The following is an 18,740-nucleotide window of genomic DNA, read 5'->3' as shown; positions in this document are numbered from 1 at the left end:
AGCCACGTCCCGCTGATCGACACCGCCCTGCGGCTCACCCAGCCCCTCGGCCCGGAATCCGAGGACACCACAGCTCCGTGAGACCGGCAACCACAGGGCCGGGAAGTGATCAACAGCACACTGGTTCCGCCTCTCGCCGGTGGTGCAGACTGAGCGCTTCGCGCACGCCCCACATCCGGGCGCGCGGATTCCGTTCAGGGGGATTTGATGGAACGTCGTACGGTTCTGCGTGGACTGGTGGGCCTGCCGGCCGGAGCGATGGCGGTGCTCTCCGCCGCCCGACCGGCCTGGGCCGACTTCACCACGACGGTGAATCCGTCGGCCAACTGGGGGACCTGGGAAGGGTGGGGCACCTCGCTCGCCTGGTGGGCCAACCAGCTCGGCCCCCGGGAGGACCTGGCCGATGTGCTGTTCAGCCGGAAGACCGTCCGGTTCCAGGGGCAGACGGTACCCGGGCTGGGGATGAACGTGGTCCGCTACAACGTCGGCGGCTCGGGAACGAACAGCATCGGCGGCCGGACGATGAAGCCCGGTCCGACACTGGACGGCTTCAAGCAGATCGAGGGCTACCAGCTCGACTGGGCCTCCGCGGACCCGCAGTCGTCCAGCTGGAACTGGAACGCCGACGCGCACCAGCGCGACATGATGTGGCTGGCCCGGGACCGCGGCGCCGACAGGTTCGAGCTCTTCAGCAACTCGCCGATGTGGTGGATGCTGAAGAACGACGACCCCCGCGGAGCGCCGGACGGCTGGAGCTGCAACCTGCGGGACGACAACTTCGGCCGCCACGCGGCGTACATGGCGACGGTGGCCCGGTACGCCCACGACCACTGGGGCATCGACTTCACCTCCGTCCAACCGGTCAACGAGCCGGGGGCCAACTGGGGTGGCTACTCGCCGGACTTCGTCGGCGGACAGGAGGGCTGCCACTACGACCGGCCCCGACTGGCCGAGATCATCCGGCAGACCCGCACCCAGCTGGACGCGCGCGGCCTCCACTGGATGATGGTGGCGGGCCTCGACGACTGGGGCGTCGGCAGCGCCGCGTACAACTGGCACGACAACCCCGACTTCGACGCCGCCACCCGCGCGGCCGTGGGACGGGTGAACGTCCACGGCTACGACGTCGACGGTGACCGCGACGCGCTGTACAAGATGGTGGCGGCGGACGGCAAGAACATCTGGATGTCCGAGTACGGCGACGGTGACACCAGCGGCCTCCAGCTCGCCCGGAACCTCAACTTCGACCTGCGCTGGCTGCACCCCACGGCATGGGTCATCTGGCAGATCCTCGACTGGGAGAACTACGGGGCGACCACCCTCACCAACGGGGTGATCGGCGCGGTCAACCCGAAGTACTTCCTGCTCGCCCAGTACATGCGGCACATCCGCCCCGGCATGACGATCATCGACGCGGGCCACCCCGACGCCGTCGCGGCCTACGACAGCGTGAACCACAAGCTGGTCATCGTCGCCGTGAACTACGGGGAAGGACAGTGGATCAACTTCGACCTCTCCCGGTTCGGCAGGCCCGGACAGGACGGTGCCCTGGTCGAGCGGTGGGCCACCGGGACGGACGCCGGCGGTGAGCGCTACCAGCAGCACGCGGACACCGTGATGCGCGGCACCCGGTTCTGGTCCTACTTCAACGCCCGTACCGTGCAGACCTTCGAGGTCTCCGACGTCCACCTGTAGGACGTCCGCCGGCAAGGGGCCCCGCCCCGGTGCCCGCCCTGCCCGTCGACCCGGTCGGTCGACGGGCAGGGGCCGGGGCTCACTCCTGTACGGGCACGCACTCGGCGAGCAGGCCGACGATGTCGCGCCAGGCCCGCTGGGCCTGCCGCGGGTGGTGGGCGACGCCGGGGAGCACGGCGTGGCCGACCATCGGGTGGTGGAAGGCGTGCTGGGCGCCGCCGTAGACCACCAGGCGCCAGTCGACGCCCGCGGCCTGCATCTCGGCGGCGAAGGCGTCCCGCCGCTCGGGCGGCATGATCGGGTCCTCCGACCCGACCCCGGCCCACACCGGGCAGCGGATCCGGGCGGCCTCCCCCGGGCGGCCCGTGACCAGGCCGTTGACCGTCCCGATCGCCCGCAGGTCGACGCCGTCGCGCCCGAGTTCCAGCGCGATCGCGCCCCCGGTGCCGTAGCCGATGGCGGCGATCCGCTCGGGGTCGGTCCGCGGTTCGGCGAGCAGCACGTCGAGGGCCGCGTGGCCGATGCCCCGCATCCGGTCGGGGTCGTCGAGCAGCGGCATCACCCGCGCCAGCATCTCCTGCGGGTCGCTGATCCAGCGCCCGCCGTGGAGGTCGAAGGCCAGTGCCACGTAGCCCAGTTCGGCGAGGGCGTCGGCCCGGCGGCGCTGGAAGTCGTTCAGGCCCGGCCCCTCGGGCCCGATCAGGACCGCAGGCCGGCGGCCGGTTCCGGCGGGCAGCGCGAGGTGCCCGATCATCGTCATTCCGTCGGCCGGGTACTCGACCGTACGCGTGGTGACCATCGTCATGGAACGGGACTGTAGTGAGGACCGGCCCCCGCCCGGGCCCGACTTAGCCGTCGGCAGAGCGGGCGGCCGGCCTCCCCGGCTCAGGCCGATCCGCCGCTCGCGCACCCGTAGACTCGGGCGCGAGCCGGACGGGATGAGGACCGATGGACTACTGCCGCCACGAGTTGAGCAACTGCGCGGACTGCGCTCCGCGGGCGCAGCCCCGCGAGGGCGCGCCCGGCACCGAGTGGGACGGCTGGCCGCCGTCGGCGATCATCGTCCACGCCAGCCGGAAGGCGCATCTGCCGGGCTGCCCCCACATCCTCCCGGCCGACGTCGAACCGCCGGTCTACGGCTGGGTGCTCGACCCCTCGCCGGGGGCGTGGCGCCGGCTCTCCGACTCCAACCCGCTGCACGCCACCGGGGGCAACACCCAGCGCTCCGCGACGAGCCGCTGTCAGGACTGCGACGCCACCCAGTAGGCCGTACCTGAGGTCGGGGGCACGGTCACCACGAACGTCCCGGCGGCCGCCGCTGCGCTTCGCGTCGGAGCGGCTCCGCTGCGTGAGAGACTGGCGCGGTCAGTGTGATCCCTGTGCAAGGAGTGGACATGGCCGACCGCCAGAACGGCACCGTGAAGTGGTTCAACGACGAGAAGGGCTACGGGTTCATCACCCCGGAGTCCGGCCCGGACCTGTTCGTGCACTTCAGGTCGATCGAGGGGGCCGGCTTCAAGTCCCTGGTCGAGGGCCAGCGGGTGACGTTCGAGGCGGTCCAGGGCCAGAAGGGGATGCAGGCAGACAAGGTCCAGGTCGTCGAAGGCTAGGACGACCTGCCCGGGGCCTGACGGGCGGCGGCCCGGCTACACCGGCCGCCGGCCGGTGAGCCTCTGCCACCGGTCCCGTGCCTCGTCCAGTTCGCGGCGGGCCCCGGGGATGCGCGTGTCCGCCTTCTGGCGGGCCAGCACGTCGGCGAGCCGGCGCCGGGCCTCCTCCTGGTCGGCCGTGTCCTCGACCGCTTCGCGCAGGTCGGCCTCGGCCCGGGGCACGAGCGCCTGGCGTTCGGCCGTGGCCGCCTTGGCGTCGGCGGCGGCGTTGAACACCTCGACGACGAACTTCCGGACCTCGGCCTCGGGCGTCCCCTCCAGCGGGACGGAGACCATCTGCCGACGGCCGGTCGGAAGCGCCACGTAGACGTGGCCGTCGGTGCCGGAGTACTCGTCGAGGAGCGCGACCTCGTGCAGCGGGTACTCCGCAGTACGGCCCTCGGCCGTCACCTCCAGTACTAGGGCCTGTCTTCGAACTCGCGTCGTCCGCCCGGAGGGCGGGCGGGGCGGCGTTGGGGTGCGTGCATCGCAAGGCGGAGGAGGGAGCCACTGCGGTGGGGGCACCTCCCGGCCGAAGGCTGGGGGCCATTGGCGACCGACGACAACGCGGCGAGGTGCGTGCCCCGGCGTCGCCCCGCAGACGCGAGTTCGAAGACAGGCCCTGGGTCGTACAGCCGCAGGCTGTCCCCGAGGGAGGACCTCAGCGACCCCCGGTCCGGGGACCGGAGCCGGTCCAGGTGCGCCCGGGCCTCGCCGACCCGGCTCGCGTGGGCCCGCTCGGCCGCTTCGACGGCGGAGCGGGCCCTGCCGCGTTCGCGGCCCGCCTCGCGCTTCAGGTCGCGGAGCTTCCCTCGGGCGGCGTCCAGGTCGCGCCGGTGCTCGGCGTACTCCGGGCCGAAGGCGCACCGCCAGCCCCCGGGGTAGCGCAGCATCAGCCAGGCCACCGCTCCGGCGGCCACCAGCACGACCGTCAGGATCCAGCCCACGGCCCCATCGCTCCCCCTCCCACCGGTTCCCTCGGCCGGCAGCGGCTCCCGCCGGTCCCGGACGGAGCCGATCGTACGAACGGCGGCCCGTCGGCGTGCGGGATTCCGGGAATCAGGAAGGCTCCTCGGGCCCGACTTCCGGGTTTTGGTCATGTTTTTGGCCGTTCTGGTTAAAGACCACGCCAAATAATCGAATGACCTCTTGCCGAAACTGTGATCACATGTGTGGGCGCTGTGGCGTTGTGCGTCACAGGGGAGGGACCGGTCCGCCTCACCGGGCGGGCCCGATCAACAGGAGTCGCACCATCAACACCGCCATCCGCAAGGCCGCCCGTGGGGCCGTGCCCGTCGCCGTCACCGCCTCCGTGCTCGCCACCGGCCTCACCGCCTGCGGCACCGTCCAGCAGCTGTCCGCCGCGCAGAAGGTCTCGAAGGCCTTCGACAAGGTCCGCGACGGCAAGTGGCCGGCTTCACCCTGTCCATCGACGCCACCCCCGAGCAGGTCGCCGCGTTCGCCAACTCCGGCGAGCACAAGGGCGGCAAGGGCATGATCGGTGCCGCCCGGGGCGACGGCGACATGGACGAGAAGACCGCCAAGGCGATCTCCGGCCTCTCCGTCTCGGTCGCCATCTCGGCCGACAAGCCGCTCAAGGACGTCGAGGCCTTCAGGAACGCCGCCAAGGCCGACAAGAACACCGACCTGACGCTCGACAAGTCGGTGCGCGTCTCCTACGTGCTCGCCGACCGCAGCGGCACCGCGCTGCTGGAGTACCGTCAGGTCGACGCCACCGGGTACCTGCACGCCGACGCCAAGGGCCTGGTCAAGCTGGTCGGCGAGGACCCGTCCGTGGTGGACGAGCTGCGCAAGGGCATGCCCGAGCAGCTGAAGCCGGTCGGGGACGTGCTGGCCGGCAAGTGGGTCTCCTTCGACCTCCAGTCGCTCGCGGACCAGGCGAAGGAGTCCGACGGCAAGAAGGCCGCCGCCCCGAGCGCCGCCCCCACCCTCGACCCGGAGCTCCAGAACCAGCTCCTCAACTCGATCAAGGACGTGATCGGCCGCACCGTCACGTACGAGGACAAGGGCAAGAAGGACGGCACCGAGCACCTCTGGGTGAGCGCCCCGGCCCGGCAGCTGGTGGACGAGATGTTCAAGGCCGTCAAGCCGCTGTCCGCCAAGTTCCCCAAGCAGCTGGGCGACTTCCCGGACCAGGCCCCGAGCGACGTGCCGGACCGTAGGATCGGCGTCGACCTCTACCTGAAGGACGGCGCCTTCTCCTCCGCCACCTTCGACCTCGCCCAGCTGGCCGACAAGGTGGAGCCGGGCGTCAACTTCCCGGTGAAGCTCGCCTTCAGCCAGGCGGCCCCGAACGTCCAGGCCCCGGCCGACGCCGTCAAGGTGACCGACGAGCAGCTGATGGACGCGGTGCTGGGCCTGGCCACCGCCGGGGACGACTCCGACGACGAGGACCCGGAGGACCTGCCCGCCGCCGCTCCGCTGACCGCCGCCCAGCTCAAGGAGCTCGCCGCGCTCGGCATCCCGGAGGTCCGGGCCCGCGTCTACAACGAGGCCGGCCTGACCTTCCAGGACATCAAGGAGATCGCCAGGACGACCGCCCCCGCCGGGGCGTAGCCGTACCGACCCGACCGGCCGACCGCCCCCGAGCGGTCGGCCGGTCGCGTATTTCCGGCCGCGTGCTCCCGGCCGCGCCTCATCGGTCAGCCGCCCGACGGCCGCCGGGAGCGCGGGTCGAGCAGCTCGACCCGGCCCTCGCGGAGGTGGCCGCGGTGACCGTCCCCGTACTCCAGCCGCAGGCTGCGGTCCGCCGGGGCGCCGACCACGACGGCGCACTCGACCGCGGCGTAGGAGGACTCGCGGTAGACCCACACCCTGTCCCCGACGTGGAACTCCGCCGTCTCCGAGACGATCACCGGGCTCACCTCCCTTCGGGCCCCGCCCACTCGTCTGTACGGTGCGCGGCGCCCGGCTGTTCACCTCCGGCCGGAGCCGGCCGCGGTCACCGGCCGGGCGGCCGGGTCGGCGCCGTGCCGGTCGGCAGGTCGGCCGGGCGGCCCTCCTGGTCCACCGCGGTGCCGTCGGGGTAGCTGGCGCACTCGCTGCCCGCGCTCACCTCGAGGGTGTGGTACGCGGGGTCGAAGCGCAGCGAGGCGCTCTCCGCGAGGGAGCCAGGGCCGGTGTCCGGCGGCGTCAGCGTCAGGCTGGGGACCGGGGCGGACTCGTCGGAGGAGGCGACCGTCCAGCCCTGGGCGGTCAGGCTCTGCCGGGCCCGTCCCACCGCCTCCTCCCACTCGGGCCGGGTGACCCCGGTGAGGGTGAAGCGGGCGCGCAGGGCGGCCGTGCGGGGCTGGTCGGCGCCGGTGTCGTTCATGCTCTCCAGGAGGTGGGAGAGGCCCCGGGCGGAGCAGGCGCCGTAGATCCGGGCCGTGATCCCGTCGTCCCCGCGGTGGTCGGGAGCCGGTGTCGCCTCCGGGCGCAGCGCGAGGGCCTCGTAGACGGTCTGCGTCCGGGCGTCCAGGTGCCGCGCGACGGCCGCCGGGTCCGCCACGGGGTACGGCTTGCCCGTCCAGGCCGCCTCCGCCGCCCCGTACGCCGTGTACCCGACCGTGCCGAGCACCAGGACCCCGGCGGCCCCGGCCACCGCCGTGACCCGCACGGCCGTGCGGCGGCCAGGGCCGTCCTTCGTTGCGCGATTCCTCATGATCACCATCGTCCACCGCCGGGCCGGGCCGCCGCATGAGTACGGATACTCACCCGGCGGCGTCGGCGTACTCGCGGTCGGACGGGGCAGCGGGTCAGGCGTGGGTGGCAGGTCAGGCGTGGGCGGCGGCGCACTCCGGGTGGCCCCAGGAGCTGCCGACCTTGGTGATCTTGTCGCCCTTGGCGTACCCGCGGCTGCACGGGCAGGTGCCGGGGAAGCGGGCGTTCAGGGTGCGCGAGCCGCCGCTCCGCTTGGCGGCGCCCGTGCTGCCGGTGGCGCCGGTGGAGGCGGAGGCGGCGGGCCGGGTGCCGCGCGCCTTGGGGGCCTTCGAGGCGGCGGCCGGGTCGGGGACGGGCAGGTCGGCGGCGGTGCCGGAGGCGTCCTGCTGGGTGCGGGCGGCGTCGCTGGCGGCCTTGTCGGCGATGGCGTTCAGCGGGTCGCCGTCCACCTGGTGGGCCGGCACGTACACGAAGGTGACGTCCCGGCCCTCCAGCAGGGCGTCGATCGCCTGGATCAGCTCCTGGTTGGCGACCGGCTTGCCGGCCGCCGTCTTCCAGCCGTTGCGCTTCCAGCCCTTCAGCCACTTGGTCACCGAGTCGCGGGTGTAGGTGCTGTCCAGCCGCACCTCCAGCGACACCCCCGGGTCCGTCGCGGCCAGCAGCTGCCGCAGCGCCGTCAGCTCGCCCACGTTGTTGGTGCTGTGCCCGAGCGCGCCGGCCTGCCAGCGCTGGGGCGCCCCGGTGGCGTCCGCGACCACGTAGGCCCAGCCCGCCGGCCCGGGGTTGCCCTTGGCTGCTCCGTCACACGCTGCAATGACTCGTTCGACCATGCCCCGATCATGCCTGGTCGGACGGCCCGGAGACAAAGCAGCTCAGGTGCGCAGCAGGGGCAGCAGCAGCGCCGCCGACCAGCTGAAGTTGGTCGAGCTGTGCCCCTCCCCCGTCAGCGGGTCGTAGTTCTCCCGCACCGGGCCGTCCCCGGCCAGTCCGGCTGCGGTGGCCAGCAGCCGCTCGACGGTGCGCCGGGCGTCCTGCTCCCAGCCGTAGCGGCGCAGGCCCTCGATCGCGAAGTAGGTCTGGTCGAGCCAGGCCAGTCCGCGCCAGTAGCCGCCGGGGTCGAAGGAGGGCGAGCTGCGGGCCACGGTCGGGAACGGCATGGCGGTGCCGAACTCGGCCGGGTCGAGCAGCAGCCGGCGGACGGTACGGGCCTGGGCGGCGGTGGCGCTGCCGGACCAGAGCGGGATCGCGCCCTCGATGCCGCGGCCGCGGGCGGTGAGCCGGGCGCCGGTGGCCAGGTCGGTGTCGTGGAACCAGCCGGTGGCCGGGTCGTACATGGTGTCGCGCACGGCGGCGTCGATCCGCTCGGCGCCGGCGCGCAGCCGGTCGGCGGCGGGCCGGTCGCCGAGTTCGGCGGCGATCAGCGCCAGGTGGCGGTGGTCGGCGGCGAGGTAGGCGTTGAGGTCGACCGAGCGCTGGTCGAGCGACCAGCCGAGCAGTGTGCCGTTCGCGTCCCGGTTGGGGACGACGGCGGAGGTGTCGAAGCGCGGGGCGTTGTCCATGCCGGACTCCCAGGCCGCCGCCTCCCGGCAGTCCTCGGCGGTCGCGTTGGCCGGGTCGACGGTGGCGCCGTACTGGCACAGGCCCTCGCCGAGGTGGTCGCGGGTGCGGTACCACCAGTCCCGGTAGGCGGTCAGCCTGGGCAGCATCTCGCGCAGGAAGGCGCGGTCGCCGCTGCGCCGGTAGACCTCCCAGACCGCCCAGGAGGCCAGCGGGGGCTTGGAGTTGCGCTCGTTCCAGTTGCCGCCGCCGGTGGTCTGGTCGTTGTAGAAGACGCAGTCGGGGACCATCCCGGCGTCCTGCGGGCGCTCGGCGGAGCCGGACGGGACCTGGTGGTCGAAGACGGCCCGGATCTGGTCGGCGGCCAGGCCGGGGGCGAAGGCGGCGGTGCCGACGGCCTGCTTCCAGGTGTCCCAGGCCCAGACCCCGCTGAACCACTTGTAGGAGAGGGTGGGGGTGACGGCGTCGTGCCGGATCCTTCCGGCCGGGCTGCGCCAGTTGGTGACCAGGGTCTGGACGCACTTGGCGGCGGTACGGCGGCGGGCGGCCGGGACGCCCTCGGTGGCGCGGACGAGGTACCCGTGCCAGCGGGCGGTGCCCTCCGCCGCGACCCGCTCCGGGGTGCGCAGCGCGGTGTCCGCCTCCTTCGCGGCGCGGGCGCACTCGGCCTCGGTGAAGGTGTAGCTCTCGGTCCAGTCCAGGCTGCGGGTCTCCCCCGGCGCCAGCCGTACGGGCTCGGCGAGTTCGGTGCGGTGGCCGTCGCCGTCGGCGCTCAGCACGACCCGGACGGGCCGGGCGTGGCGGACGGCGAAGCGTTCGGTGCCGTCGGTGAGGTAGTCCCAGGTCTGCCGGACCTTGGCGAAGCGCACCTCCACGCCGCGTTCAGCGGCGACCAGCTTCGGTGCCTCGCGCTGGGGGCCGGTGGCGGGGCGCAGCAGCCGGCCGGTCCAGGCGGCGGCGAGGGTCCGTACGGCCGGGCCGGTGTTGGCGAGCCGGGCGCGGAGCAGGGCGGTGCGGTTGCCGGCGAAGCGCAGGTCCAGGGTGAGGGCGAGGCCGCCGCCGAGGTCGTGGGTGAGTCGCAGCAGGCCGGGCAACGAGGTGCCGCGGGCGGGGGCGCCGGCGGTGAGGTCCAGGGGGCGGCCCTGTTCGGTGAGCTGGAGGCGGGTGAGGCCGTCGCTGAGCCACCAGGGGTACTCCTGGGCGAGGTACAGCGGGCCGGTGAAGCCGCCCTGGGGGTCGGTGGGGCGGGGCAGGGCGTAGGCGTGCCAGGCGCCGAGGTCGGCGAAGACGGTGATCGGGTTGTTGCCGCGGGCGTCGCCGGGGTAGGCCTGGGCGGGGGTGCCGTGCAGGTCGAGGACGTCGGCGTAGCGCTCGCCGTCGACCGTGTCCGGTCCGTCCTGGGCGTGGGCGGCGGCCGGGGCGGCCAGGGTGCCGGCGGCGGCGACCGCCGAGGCGGCGAGGAAGTGGCGGCGGGTCAGCGGGTTCACGGGCGCTCCTCGGCGGCGGGGAGTCGGAGGACGGCGGCGCCGAGCGGCGCGAGGGTGACGGCGTCGCCGGTGGCGGCGCCGGTGAGCAGGTCGGTGCCGGGCGTGTCGAGGGGCACGCGGCGTTCGACGCCGCCGTGGTTGAGCAGGAAGAGGTACTGGCGGCCGTCGGCGGCGTGGCGGCGGGTGGCCTCGACGTCCGCCGGGAGGTCCGGTAGTTCGGCGCCCACGCCGGCTTCGGCGAGCGGCAGGTCGAGCACCCGGCCGGTGTCGGCGCCGAGGTGGCAGCTGAGGTACCAGGCGGTGCCGGCGCCCAGCCGGTTGCGGGTGACGGCCGGGAGGCCGGCCAGCGTGCCGGAGGCGTAGCGGGCGAGGGTCTCGGCGCCCTCGGTCTCGATCCACTCGCTCCAGCGCTCGGCGCGCAGGTCGGCGCCGTGCGGCTCCGCGTGCGGCTCGGCGCCGTCCGACCGGGGGCCGTCAGGCGCGGTGCCGTCCAGCCGTACGGCGGTGGTCTCGCCGTCCGGGATCGGCCAGTGCTCGTCCACGACGATCCCGAGCAGTTCGCGCAGCGGCCCGGGGTGGCCGCCGGGGTGGATGTGGTCGTGCCGGTCGGCGATGCCGCTGAACGGGCCGCAGACCAGCCGGCCGCCGTCCCGTACGTAGGCGGTGAGGCGGTCGGCGGTGGCGGTGTCGAGCAGGTAGAGGTTGGGGGCGAGCACCAGCGGGTAGCCGTCGAGCCCGGCGGTGGGCGGGACGAAGTCGACGGTGACGCCGCGCTCGTGCAGCGCCGCGTACCAGGGGCGGAGCAGCTCGGGCCAGCGCATCCGGGCGGAGGGGTGGTCGTCGAGTTCCAGCGCCCACCAGCTGTCCCAGTCGAGCAGGACGGCGGCCCGTCCGCGCAGCCGGCTGCCGGCGATCTCGCCGAGGCGGCGCAGCTCGGCGCCGAAGCGGACGGTCTCCTGCCAGCCGCGCGCGGCGGTGCCCCGGTGCGGGAGCATCGCGCTGTGGAACTTCTCGGCTCCGGCCACCGAGGCGCGCCACTGGAAGTGCAGGACGCCGTCGGCGCCGCGGGCGAGTGCCTGGAGCGACCAGAGGCGGTAGAGGCCGGGACGCTTGGGCACGTTGACCGGCCGCCAGCTGACCGCGGAGGGGGCCTGTTCCATCAGCAGCCAGGGGCGGCCGCCCTTGAGCGAGCGCATCAGGTCGTAGTTCATCGCCGCGTTGACGTGGGCGCGCGGGTCGGCCGGGTCGGGGTAGGCGTCGTCGGAGACGAGGTCCTCGTGCCGGCTCCACTCCCAGTAGTCCAGCGCCTTGAGCATCGACATGAAGTTGGTGGTGACGGGGACGCCGGGCGAGACCTCGTCCAGGACGGCCTTCTCGGCGCGGTGCAGGGCGAGTAGCGCGTCCGAGCAGAACCGGCGCCAGTCCAGCAGCTGGGTGGGGTTGACCGGGCCGGGCGCGGTGCGCGGCGGCTCGATCTGCTCGAAGGAGGTGTAGCGCTGCGACCAGAAGGCGGTGCCCCAGGAGCGGTTCAACTCCTCGATGCCGCCGTGCCGTTCGCGCAGCCAGCGGCGGAAGTCGACGGCCGAGGCGGGGCAGAAGCACTCCTGGACGTGGTCGCCGTACTCGTTGTGGATGTGCCACAGGGCGAGCGCGGGGTGGTGGCGGTAGCGTTCGGCGAGCGCCCGGGTGAGCCGGACGGCGGCCTCGCGGTAGGCGGGCGAGGAGGGGCAGTAGTGCTGGCGCGAGCCGAACTCCAGCCGGACGCCGTCGGCGGTGACGGGCAGCAGGTCGGGGTGGGCGCGGACCAGCCAGGCGGGCGGGGAGGCGGTGGCGGTGGCCAGGTCGACGGCGACGCCGTGCCGGTGGCAGAGGTCGAGCAGGCGGTCCAGCCAGCCGAAGTCCCAGCTGTCGGCGTCGGGTTGGAGGCGGGCCCAGGAGAAGACGCCGACGGTGACCAGGTTGACCCCGGCCTCGGCCATCAGCTTCACGTCCTCGGCCCACACCTGCTCGGGCCACTGCTCGGGGTTCCAGTCCCCGCCGTACAGCAGGCCGGGCACCCGGGTGAGGCGGTCGGTGGTCACGGTCAGGCGGTCGGTGGTCACGGGCGCGGTCATCCCTTCACGGCTCCGCCCAGCAGGCCCGCCACGAACTGCCGCTGGAAGAGCAGGAAGAGCACCATCAGCGGGAGCGTGGCCAGGAAGGAGCCGAGCATCAGGCCGGAGTAGTCGACGTGGGTCAGCCCGGTCAGCGTGTTGAGCGCGACCGGCACGGTGTACTTGTCCTCGGTGTTGAGCATCAGCAGCGGCCAGATGAAGCCGTTCCACTGGCCCATGAAGGTGAAGATCACCAGCGCGCCCAACTGCGGCCGTACGCACGGCAGGACGACCTGGTAGAAGGTGCGCAGCTCGCCGGAACCGTCGATCCGGGCCGACTCCAGGAGTTCGTCGGGGAAGTCCAGGAAGCCCTGGCGCATCAGCAGGATGCCGAAGGAGTTGGCCAGGAAGGGGACGATCACCGCCTGGTAGGTGTCGATCCAGCCGAGGCTGGCCATCATCTGGAACAGCGGGACGAGCAGCACCTGCAGCGGGATCATCATGGTCGCCAGCACCAGGCCGAGCAGCAGCCCGCGGCCGCGGAAGCGGTACTTGGCCAGCCCGTAGCCGCACATCGCGGACAGCAGCGAGCTGAGCGCGGTGTAGACGACGGCGATCCCGAGGCTGTTGAGCATGACCCGGCCGAAGCCGATGGTCTCCTGGAGGTGCGCCAGGTTGCGCAGCAGGTTGCCGCCGGGCAGGAACGGCGGTGGGGAGTGGAACAGTTCGGAGCTGCTGTGGGTGCTGGCGATCAGCATCCAGGCGAAGGGCACCAGGCTGAGCACGGCGCCGAGGGTGAGGGCGGCGAGGACGGCGATCCGGCCGAGGCGGGCGGGCAGCGGGGCGCGGCCGCCGCGACGCGGCGCGGTGGTGGTGGCGGCACTGCGAGCGGCAGTGGGGGTGGCGGTGGTCATCGGCGGCGTTCCCTTCCGTAGAGCCGGAACTGGAGCAGCGAGACCGCCGCGATGATCAGCACGACCACCCAGGCGATGGCGGCCGCGTAGCCGAAGTCGAGCTGCTGGAAGCCGACCTTGTAGAGGTAGACCACCGGGGTGAGGGTCGCGTCGCCGGGGCCGCCGCGGGTCAGCACGTAGTTCTCGTCGAAGAGTTGCAGGGTGCCGATGGTGGAGGTGATGACGCAGAACAGCACCACCGGGCGCAGCTGCGGCAGGATCACGCCGCTGTAGGTGCGCACGGTGCCGGCGCCGTCGAGGGCGGCGGCCTCGTACTGGTCGCGGCCGATCGCCTGCAGTCCGGCCAGCAGGATGACGGCGTTGTAGCCGGTCCACCGCCAGGTGACCGAGCCGATCAGCGAGATCCGGGCCCAGGTGGGCGAGTTGAGCCAGTCTACCGGGCCGAGGCCGAGCGCCTGGAGGAGCTGGTTGGCGAGGCCGCCGTCGGTGCGCAGCAGGACCTGGAAGACCACGGCGTAGGCGACCAGGGTGGTGATCGCGGGCAGGAAGAACACCGCCCGCCAGCCGGCCCGGAACCGCAGCCACGACTGGTTGAGCAGGACGGCGAGCACCAGGGCGAGGCCGATCATCACGGGCACCTGGACGGCGAGGATCAGGCCGGTGTTGACCAGGGAGTGCAGGAAGGCCGGGTCGTGCAGCATCCGCCGGTACTGGTCCAGGCCGACCCAGACGTCGGCGCCGTCGCGGCGGGCGGTGAAGCTCTGGTAGAGGCTGGCGCCGAGCGGATAGGCGAAGAAGGCGACGAAGAGCGCGGTGGTGGGCCCGGCGAACAGCCAGGCGGCGGTGCGTGGGGAGCGTCGGCGGCTGGCGGGGGCGGCCTGGGTGGTCGCCGACGGCTTGCGCAGGGTGGCCGGGAGGCTGCTGGTCATCGGGCCCGCCTACCCGACCGTCTGGCGGCCGGTCGCGGTGGCGATCTGGCGGGCGGCGGAGCGCAGGACGGTGCCCGGGTCGGCGCCGTTGTGCAGCACCTGGTTGACGGCGGTGGTGACGATGTCGCCGGCCTTGGAGTCGTCGGCGGTGAGCTCGACGGTGGGGATGGCGCGGGTGAGTCCGGCGAACAGCTGCATGGCCGGCTGGCCACCGTAGTAGGGGGCGGGCTGCTGGAAGTACGGGTCGTCCAGGGCGGGGAGGTAGGCGGGGAAGAGGCCTTCGTGCTGCATCATCGAGGCCTGGTTGGCCTTGTCGGCGAGCAGGAAGGAGAGGAAGGCCCAGGCCGTCTCCGGGTTCCGGCTCTGCGCGGTGACGCACAGGGTGGAGCCGCCGCTGTTGGAGGTGCGGGGGCCGCCGGGGGTGAAGGCGGGCAGCGGGACGACGCCGACCTTCCCCCCGAGGTCGGCCATGTCGCTGGTGAGGGTGCCGTCCCACCAGGCGGCGGTGGGGGTGGTGGCGGCCTTGCCGTCGTGGGTGCCGGAGACGAGCCCGGACCAGCCGTTCTCGAAGTCCACCAGGTCGCGGTCGACGAGCTGCTTGAGCAGGGTGAGCGCGCGTTCGGCGGCGGGGGTGGCGACGGCCACCTTGCCGTCGGTGAACCAGCGCTGGCCCTGCTGCTGGAGCAGCATGGCGAAGAAGCTGTCCTGTTTGGCGTCCAGGATGAGCAGCTTCCTGCCGGTGGCGGCCTTGAGCGCGGTGCCGGCGGTGAGGTAGTCGTCCCAGGTGGCGAGGCCGGCCGGGTCGATGCCGGCCTGCTGGAACAGGTCGCGCCGGTAGAACAGGGCGCACGGCCCGCTGTCCCAGGGCAGCGCGAAGACCTTGCCCTTGGCGTCCGTGACAGTCCGCCAGGACGCCTCCGCGTACTGGGACTTGAGGCCTGCGGCGCGACTGGTGAGGTCGACCAGGCCGTTCGGGAAGTTGCCGATGTAGGTGGGCAGCTTGTGGCCCTCGACGGTGAGGATGTCGGGCAGCCCGCTGCCGGCGCCGAACCCGACGGAGATCTTGTCGTAGGCGTTGTCGTAGCCGATGTCCACCACGTCGACGGTGGTGCCGGGGTGGGCCTGTTCGAAGGCCTTGCCGAGCCGTTGCATGGCCTTGGCGGCGACGTCCCAGGACCAGATGACGACCTTGCCGGAGAGGGCGGCGCCCGGGCTGCCGGTGAGCTGCTTGGCACTGGTGCCGCCGGCGCCGCCGGTCGCGCAGCCGGTGGCGCCGGCCATCAGCAGCGCGCCGCCCGCGAGTCCGGCGGAGAGGATCCGGCGCCGTGCCGGACCTGATGTCAATTCGCCCTGGTCACGGGCTGGTTTGGGATCTTTTTTGTGCCGGGTTCGTGCGGACATCTTGCCTCCCGACTGGTGAATGCCGAATGCTGTATACAGAACTCAGCATTCACAACCCCGTCAAGGCTTGTGACTGAAATCGCGGAAGGTGCCAGCATGAGCACACGCGTCCCCCGAACCCACCCGTACATCCCCAACTCCGCCCCGCAGGTGAGGAAAGCGATGCTGGCGGAGGTCGGCGCCCAGGACGTCGAGGAGTTCTACGCCGACATCCCGGCCGCCCTCCGGCTGGACCGCCCGCTGCGGCTGCCCGAGCCGCTCGGCTCCGAGGCCCGGCTGGTCGCCCACATGGAGGAGCTGCTCTCCCGCAACACCGCCGTCCCGCCGGGCCGCAGCTTCCTCGGCGCCGGCTGCTACCGCCACCACGTGCCCGCCGTGGTGGACGAGATCGTCAACCGCAGCGAGTTCCTCACCGCCTACGCGGGCGAGCCGTACGAGGACCACGGCCGCTTCCAGGCGCTGTGGGAGTACCAGTCGCTGATGGCCGAACTGCTGGCCGTCGACGTCGTCAACGTGCCGACCTACGACGGGTTCCAGGCCGCCGCGACGGCGCTGCGGATGGCCGGACGGGCCACCGGGCGGCGCCGGCTGGTGCTGGTCGGCGCGATCGACCCGGACCGGATCTCCCGGATCCGCGACTACGTCCGGGGCGTCCACGAGCTCGTCCTCGTCCCGGCCGATCCCGCCGCCGTCCGGGCCGCGCTCGCCGAGGGCGACGCAGCCGCCGTCTACGCCCAACTCACCGACCACGACGGCCGGGTGGACCAGGAGCTGCCGAGCTACATCGAACTCGCCCACCAGGCGGGCGCGCTGGCCGTCGCCCACGTCCACCCGCTCAGCCTCGGCGTGCTCACCCCGCCCGCCGAGCTCGGCGCCGACCTCACCTGCGGCGACCTCCAGCCGCTCGGCATCCACCCGAGCTACGGCGGCGGCAACGCGGGCTTCATCGGCAGCCCGGACGACGAGCGCCTGGTCGCCGAGTACCCGAGCCGGCTGTTCGGCCTCGTCCCCACCGACGTCCCCGGCGAGTACGGCTTCGGCGACGTCGCGTACGAGCGCACCTCCTTCGCGGTGCGCGAGGAGGGCAAGGAGTGGGTCGGCACCGCCGCCGCCCTGCACGGCATCGCCGCCGGGGTCTACCTCACGCTGATGGGCCCGCACGGCATGCGGGAGATCGGCGCGACGATCCTCGCCAACACCGCCTACGCCCGGCAGCGGCTGGCCGAGGTCCCCGGCGTGGAGCTCGCGGACCCGCGGGCCGTCCACTTCGCCGACTTCACCGTCCGCTACACCGGCGAGCGCACCGCCGCCGAGACCGCCGAGGCCCTGCTCGCCCGCGGCCTGCACGGCGGCACCCCGGTCGGGGCCGACGGAGCCGCGGCCCGTGAGGGCCGCTACTGCGTGACCGAGCTGCACACCCGGGCCGACATCGACCGCCTCGCCGACGCACTTGAGGAGATCGCGAAGTGACGAACCGTCAGAACAGCGAGCCGGTGGACCCGCGGATCGCCCCCAAACCCGCCCTGCGCCGCTTCCACCAGGCCCGCTGGGACGAGAAGCTCGTCTTCGAGCTCGGCGCCCCCGGCGAGCGCGGCGTCCTGCCCCCGCTGCCCGAGCCAGCCGTCACCGCCGCCGTCGGCGACCCGGCCGAGCGGCTGCCCGCCGCGCTGCGCCGCGCCACACCGCCCGCCCTGCCCGAACTCGGCCAGCAGCAGGTGCTCCGGCACTACCTGCGGCTCTCCCAGGAGAACCTCGGCGCCGACCTCAACGTGGACGTCGGCCAGGGCACCTGCACCATGAAGTACAGCCCCAAGGTCAACGACACCTTCGTCCGCGACCCCCGGATCGCCGCCCTGCACCCCGCGCAGGACCCCTCCACCGTCCAGGGCGTGCTCGAACTCGTCCACCGGCTGGAGCAGTTGCTCAAGGAGGTCTCCGGCATGGACCGGGTCAGCCTCCAGCCCGGCGCGGGCTCGGCGGCGATCTGGACCAACGTCTCAGTGATCCGCGCCCACCACGCCGCGCGCGGCGAACTGGAGCAGCGCGACGAGATCATCACCACCGCCTTCTCCCACCCCTCCAACGCCGCCTGCGCCAAGACCGCCGGCTTCCGGGTGATCACCCTGCACCCCGACGCCGACGGCTACCCCGACATCGAGGCGCTGCGCGCCGCCGTCGGCCCGCGCACCGCCGCGCTGCTCATCACCAACCCCGAGGACACCGGCATCTACAACCCCCGGATCGCCGAGTTCGTCCGGATCGTCCACGAGGCCGGCGGCCTGTGCGCCTACGACCAGGCCAACGCCAACGGCATTCTCGGCATCACCCGGGCCCGCGAGGCCGGCTTCGACCTGTGCCACTTCAACCTCCACAAGACCTTCTCCACCCCGCACGCCTGCGGCGGACCGGCGGCCGGCGCCTGCGGCGTCACCGCCGAACTCGCGCCCTACCTGCCGCGCCCCACCGTCGAGTTCGACGGCGAGCGGTACGTCCTGGACGACGACCGGCCGGACTCGGTCGGCAAGATCCGCCCCTACCTGGGCGTCGTGCCGAACCTGGTGCGCGCCTACGCCTGGATCACGGCACTGGGCGCCGAGGGGCTGCGCGAGGCCGCCGAGACCGCCGTGCTCAACAACAACTACCTGCTGCACCGGGTGCGGCGGATCCGCGGCGTCTCCGTCCCGTACGCCGAGGGCCGCCCCCGGGTCGAACAGGTCCGCTACAGCTGGCAGCAGCTCAACGAGGACACCGGCCTGCACAGCGAGGACCTCGGCTACCGCGCCGCCGACTTCGGCACCCACTACTGGACCAGCCACCACCCGTACGTCGTCCCGGAGCCGATGACGCTGGAGCCCACCGAGTCCTACTCCCGGGCCGACCTGGACGAGTACGCGGCGATCCTCGCCGAGGTCGCCCGCGAGGCGTACGAGGACCCGGAGACCGTCCGCACCGCGCCGCACAACTCCACCGTGCACCGGATCCGGCACGAGCCGCTGGACGACCCGGCGGTCTGGGCGGTCAGCTGGCGCGCCTACCGCCGCAAGGTCCTGGGCGAGCGGCCGTGACCTCCGCCCCGGGCGCCCGGATCGGGCTGGTGGTCAACCCGGTCGCCGGCCTCGGCGGCCTGGTCGGCCTCAAGGGCAGCGACGGCGCCGAGGTCCAGCGGCGGGCCCTGGCGCTCGGGGCCCGTCCGCGGGCCGTCGCCCGGGCAGCGTTGACGATCAGTCAACTTCCGCTGGATATCGAGCTGATCACCGTCGACGGCCCGATGGGCGCCGCCGCGGCGCGGGCGGCCGGCCGGCCCGCGCGGGTCGTCCACCACTCCACGGGGGGACCGAGCACCGCCGCCGAC

At 73.3% G+C, this 18,740-nt stretch carries 17 protein-coding genes and 1 pseudogene; 7 read left to right on the top strand and 11 right to left on the bottom strand.

Annotation, left to right across the window (positions count from 1 at the left end):
- The first annotated feature begins 207 nt into the window (after nt 1-207).
- Nucleotides 208-1,695, top strand: coding sequence for a glycoside hydrolase (locus AE652_RS08265; protein WP_063780099.1), 1,488 nt, complete (start codon nt 208-210; stop codon nt 1,693-1,695).
- 79 nt (nt 1,696-1,774) lie between these two features.
- Here the strand turns inward: AE652_RS08265 and AE652_RS08260 are convergent, their stop codons facing one another.
- Nucleotides 1,775-2,500 carry a dienelactone hydrolase family protein gene (locus AE652_RS08260; protein WP_049650537.1) on the bottom strand — a complete coding sequence of 242 codons (726 nt, stop codon included), beginning with the start codon at nt 2,498-2,500 and terminating at the stop codon, nt 1,775-1,777.
- A 143-nt stretch (nt 2,501-2,643) separates the two neighbouring features.
- On the opposite strand from AE652_RS08260, the gene AE652_RS08255 reads away from it, so the two are divergent.
- Entirely contained in the window at nt 2,644-2,961 is a 318-nt protein-coding gene (locus AE652_RS08255) for a hypothetical protein (RefSeq protein WP_107086394.1), read from the top strand.
- 128 nt (nt 2,962-3,089) lie between these two features.
- A complete protein-coding gene (locus AE652_RS08250) occupies nt 3,090-3,305 on the top strand; it encodes a cold-shock protein (protein WP_049650536.1) in 216 nt (71 codons plus the stop codon).
- A 36-nt stretch (nt 3,306-3,341) separates the two neighbouring features.
- Here the strand turns inward: AE652_RS08250 and AE652_RS08245 are convergent, their stop codons facing one another.
- A complete protein-coding gene (locus AE652_RS08245) occupies nt 3,342-3,755 on the bottom strand; it encodes a hypothetical protein (protein WP_049650535.1) in 414 nt (137 codons plus the stop codon).
- A gap of 8 nt (nt 3,756-3,763) precedes the next feature.
- Nucleotides 3,764-4,291, bottom strand: coding sequence for a hypothetical protein (locus tag AE652_RS08240; RefSeq protein WP_049650534.1), 528 nt, complete (start codon nt 4,289-4,291; stop codon nt 3,764-3,766).
- A gap of 460 nt (nt 4,292-4,751) precedes the next feature.
- Between AE652_RS08240 and AE652_RS08230 the strand changes: the two genes are divergently transcribed.
- Nucleotides 4,752-5,921, top strand: a complete 1,170-nt coding sequence (locus AE652_RS08230; RefSeq protein WP_049650532.1) for a hypothetical protein — start codon at nt 4,752-4,754, stop codon at nt 5,919-5,921.
- A gap of 86 nt (nt 5,922-6,007) precedes the next feature.
- On the opposite strand, the gene AE652_RS08225 is transcribed toward AE652_RS08230, so the two are convergent.
- The 8 genes from AE652_RS08225 to AE652_RS08190 form a co-directional block, all read right to left on the bottom strand.
- Nucleotides 6,008-6,220, bottom strand: coding sequence for a hypothetical protein (locus AE652_RS08225; protein ID WP_049650531.1), 213 nt, complete (start codon nt 6,218-6,220; stop codon nt 6,008-6,010).
- An 86-nt stretch (nt 6,221-6,306) separates the two neighbouring features.
- Nucleotides 6,307-7,008, bottom strand: a complete 702-nt coding sequence (locus AE652_RS08220; RefSeq protein ID WP_159028394.1) for a hypothetical protein — start codon at nt 7,006-7,008, stop codon at nt 6,307-6,309.
- Nucleotides 7,009-7,120: 112 nt separating this feature from the next.
- Nucleotides 7,121-7,837, bottom strand: a complete 717-nt coding sequence (locus tag AE652_RS08215) for a ribonuclease H (RefSeq protein ID WP_049650529.1) — start codon at nt 7,835-7,837, stop codon at nt 7,121-7,123.
- A gap of 42 nt (nt 7,838-7,879) precedes the next feature.
- Nucleotides 7,880-10,051, bottom strand: a complete 2,172-nt coding sequence (locus AE652_RS49165) for a trehalase family glycosidase (protein WP_304414262.1) — start codon at nt 10,049-10,051, stop codon at nt 7,880-7,882.
- On the bottom strand, nt 10,048-12,153 hold the full coding sequence (locus AE652_RS08205; protein WP_234348292.1) for a beta-galactosidase: 2,106 nt from the start codon (nt 12,151-12,153) through the stop codon (nt 10,048-10,050). Before AE652_RS08205 ends, AE652_RS49165 begins: the two co-directional genes overlap by 4 nt.
- Nucleotides 12,154-12,161: 8 nt before the next feature.
- Nucleotides 12,162-13,058: a carbohydrate ABC transporter permease gene (locus AE652_RS08200; RefSeq protein ID WP_082345466.1), complete on the bottom strand. Its 897-nt coding sequence runs from the start codon at nt 13,056-13,058 to the stop codon at nt 12,162-12,164.
- The gene (locus AE652_RS08195; protein ID WP_049650527.1) at nt 13,055-13,987 is read right to left on the bottom strand and encodes a carbohydrate ABC transporter permease; all 933 of its coding nucleotides are present in this window, start codon (nt 13,985-13,987) and stop codon (nt 13,055-13,057) included. The genes AE652_RS08200 and AE652_RS08195 overlap by 4 nt, the downstream gene beginning before the upstream one ends.
- A 9-nt stretch (nt 13,988-13,996) precedes the next feature.
- Nucleotides 13,997-15,331, bottom strand: coding sequence for a sugar ABC transporter substrate-binding protein (locus tag AE652_RS08190; protein WP_049650526.1), 1,335 nt, complete (start codon nt 15,329-15,331; stop codon nt 13,997-13,999).
- A gap of 153 nt (nt 15,332-15,484) precedes the next feature.
- Between AE652_RS08190 and gcvPA the strand changes: the two genes are divergently transcribed.
- The 3 genes and pseudogenes from gcvPA to AE652_RS08175 form a co-directional block, all read left to right on the top strand.
- On the top strand, nt 15,485-16,858 hold the full coding sequence (gene gcvPA, locus AE652_RS08185; RefSeq protein ID WP_049650525.1) for an aminomethyl-transferring glycine dehydrogenase subunit GcvPA: 1,374 nt from the start codon (nt 15,485-15,487) through the stop codon (nt 16,856-16,858).
- Complete coding sequence (gcvPB, locus tag AE652_RS08180; protein ID WP_234348291.1) at nt 16,855-18,453, top strand: aminomethyl-transferring glycine dehydrogenase subunit GcvPB; 1,599 nt, start codon at nt 16,855-16,857, stop codon at nt 18,451-18,453. The genes gcvPA and gcvPB overlap by 4 nt, the downstream gene beginning before the upstream one ends.
- Nucleotides 18,450-18,740 (top strand): annotated as a pseudogene (locus AE652_RS08175) (ATP-NAD kinase); the annotation flags it as partial. The gene gcvPB and the pseudogene AE652_RS08175, both read left to right, overlap by 4 nt.

The sequence above is a fragment of the Kitasatospora sp. MY 5-36 genome, assembly GCF_001182915.1.
Lineage (GTDB): Bacteria > Actinomycetota > Actinomycetes > Streptomycetales > Streptomycetaceae > Kitasatospora.
This window is presented reverse-complemented; position numbering and strand designations above follow the sequence as displayed.

Excerpts from the sequence above, each read along its gene's own strand:
- gcvPA (WP_049650525.1), top strand. The coding sequence starts at position 15,485 with ATGAGCACACGCGTCCCCCGAACCCACCCGTACATCCCCAACTCCGCC.
- AE652_RS08200 (WP_082345466.1), bottom strand. The coding sequence starts at position 13,058 with ATGACCACCGCCACCCCCACTGCCGCTCGCAGTGCCGCCACCACCACC.
- AE652_RS08215 (WP_049650529.1), bottom strand. The coding sequence starts at position 7,837 with ATGGTCGAACGAGTCATTGCAGCGTGTGACGGAGCAGCCAAGGGCAAC.
- AE652_RS08265 (WP_063780099.1), top strand. The coding sequence starts at position 208 with ATGGAACGTCGTACGGTTCTGCGTGGACTGGTGGGCCTGCCGGCCGGA.
- AE652_RS08255 (WP_107086394.1), top strand. The coding sequence starts at position 2,644 with ATGGACTACTGCCGCCACGAGTTGAGCAACTGCGCGGACTGCGCTCCG.
- AE652_RS08250 (WP_049650536.1), top strand. The coding sequence starts at position 3,090 with ATGGCCGACCGCCAGAACGGCACCGTGAAGTGGTTCAACGACGAGAAG.
- AE652_RS08195 (WP_049650527.1), bottom strand. The coding sequence starts at position 13,987 with ATGACCAGCAGCCTCCCGGCCACCCTGCGCAAGCCGTCGGCGACCACC.
- AE652_RS08260 (WP_049650537.1), bottom strand. The coding sequence starts at position 2,500 with ATGACGATGGTCACCACGCGTACGGTCGAGTACCCGGCCGACGGAATG.
- AE652_RS08220 (WP_159028394.1), bottom strand. The coding sequence starts at position 7,008 with ATGAGGAATCGCGCAACGAAGGACGGCCCTGGCCGCCGCACGGCCGTG.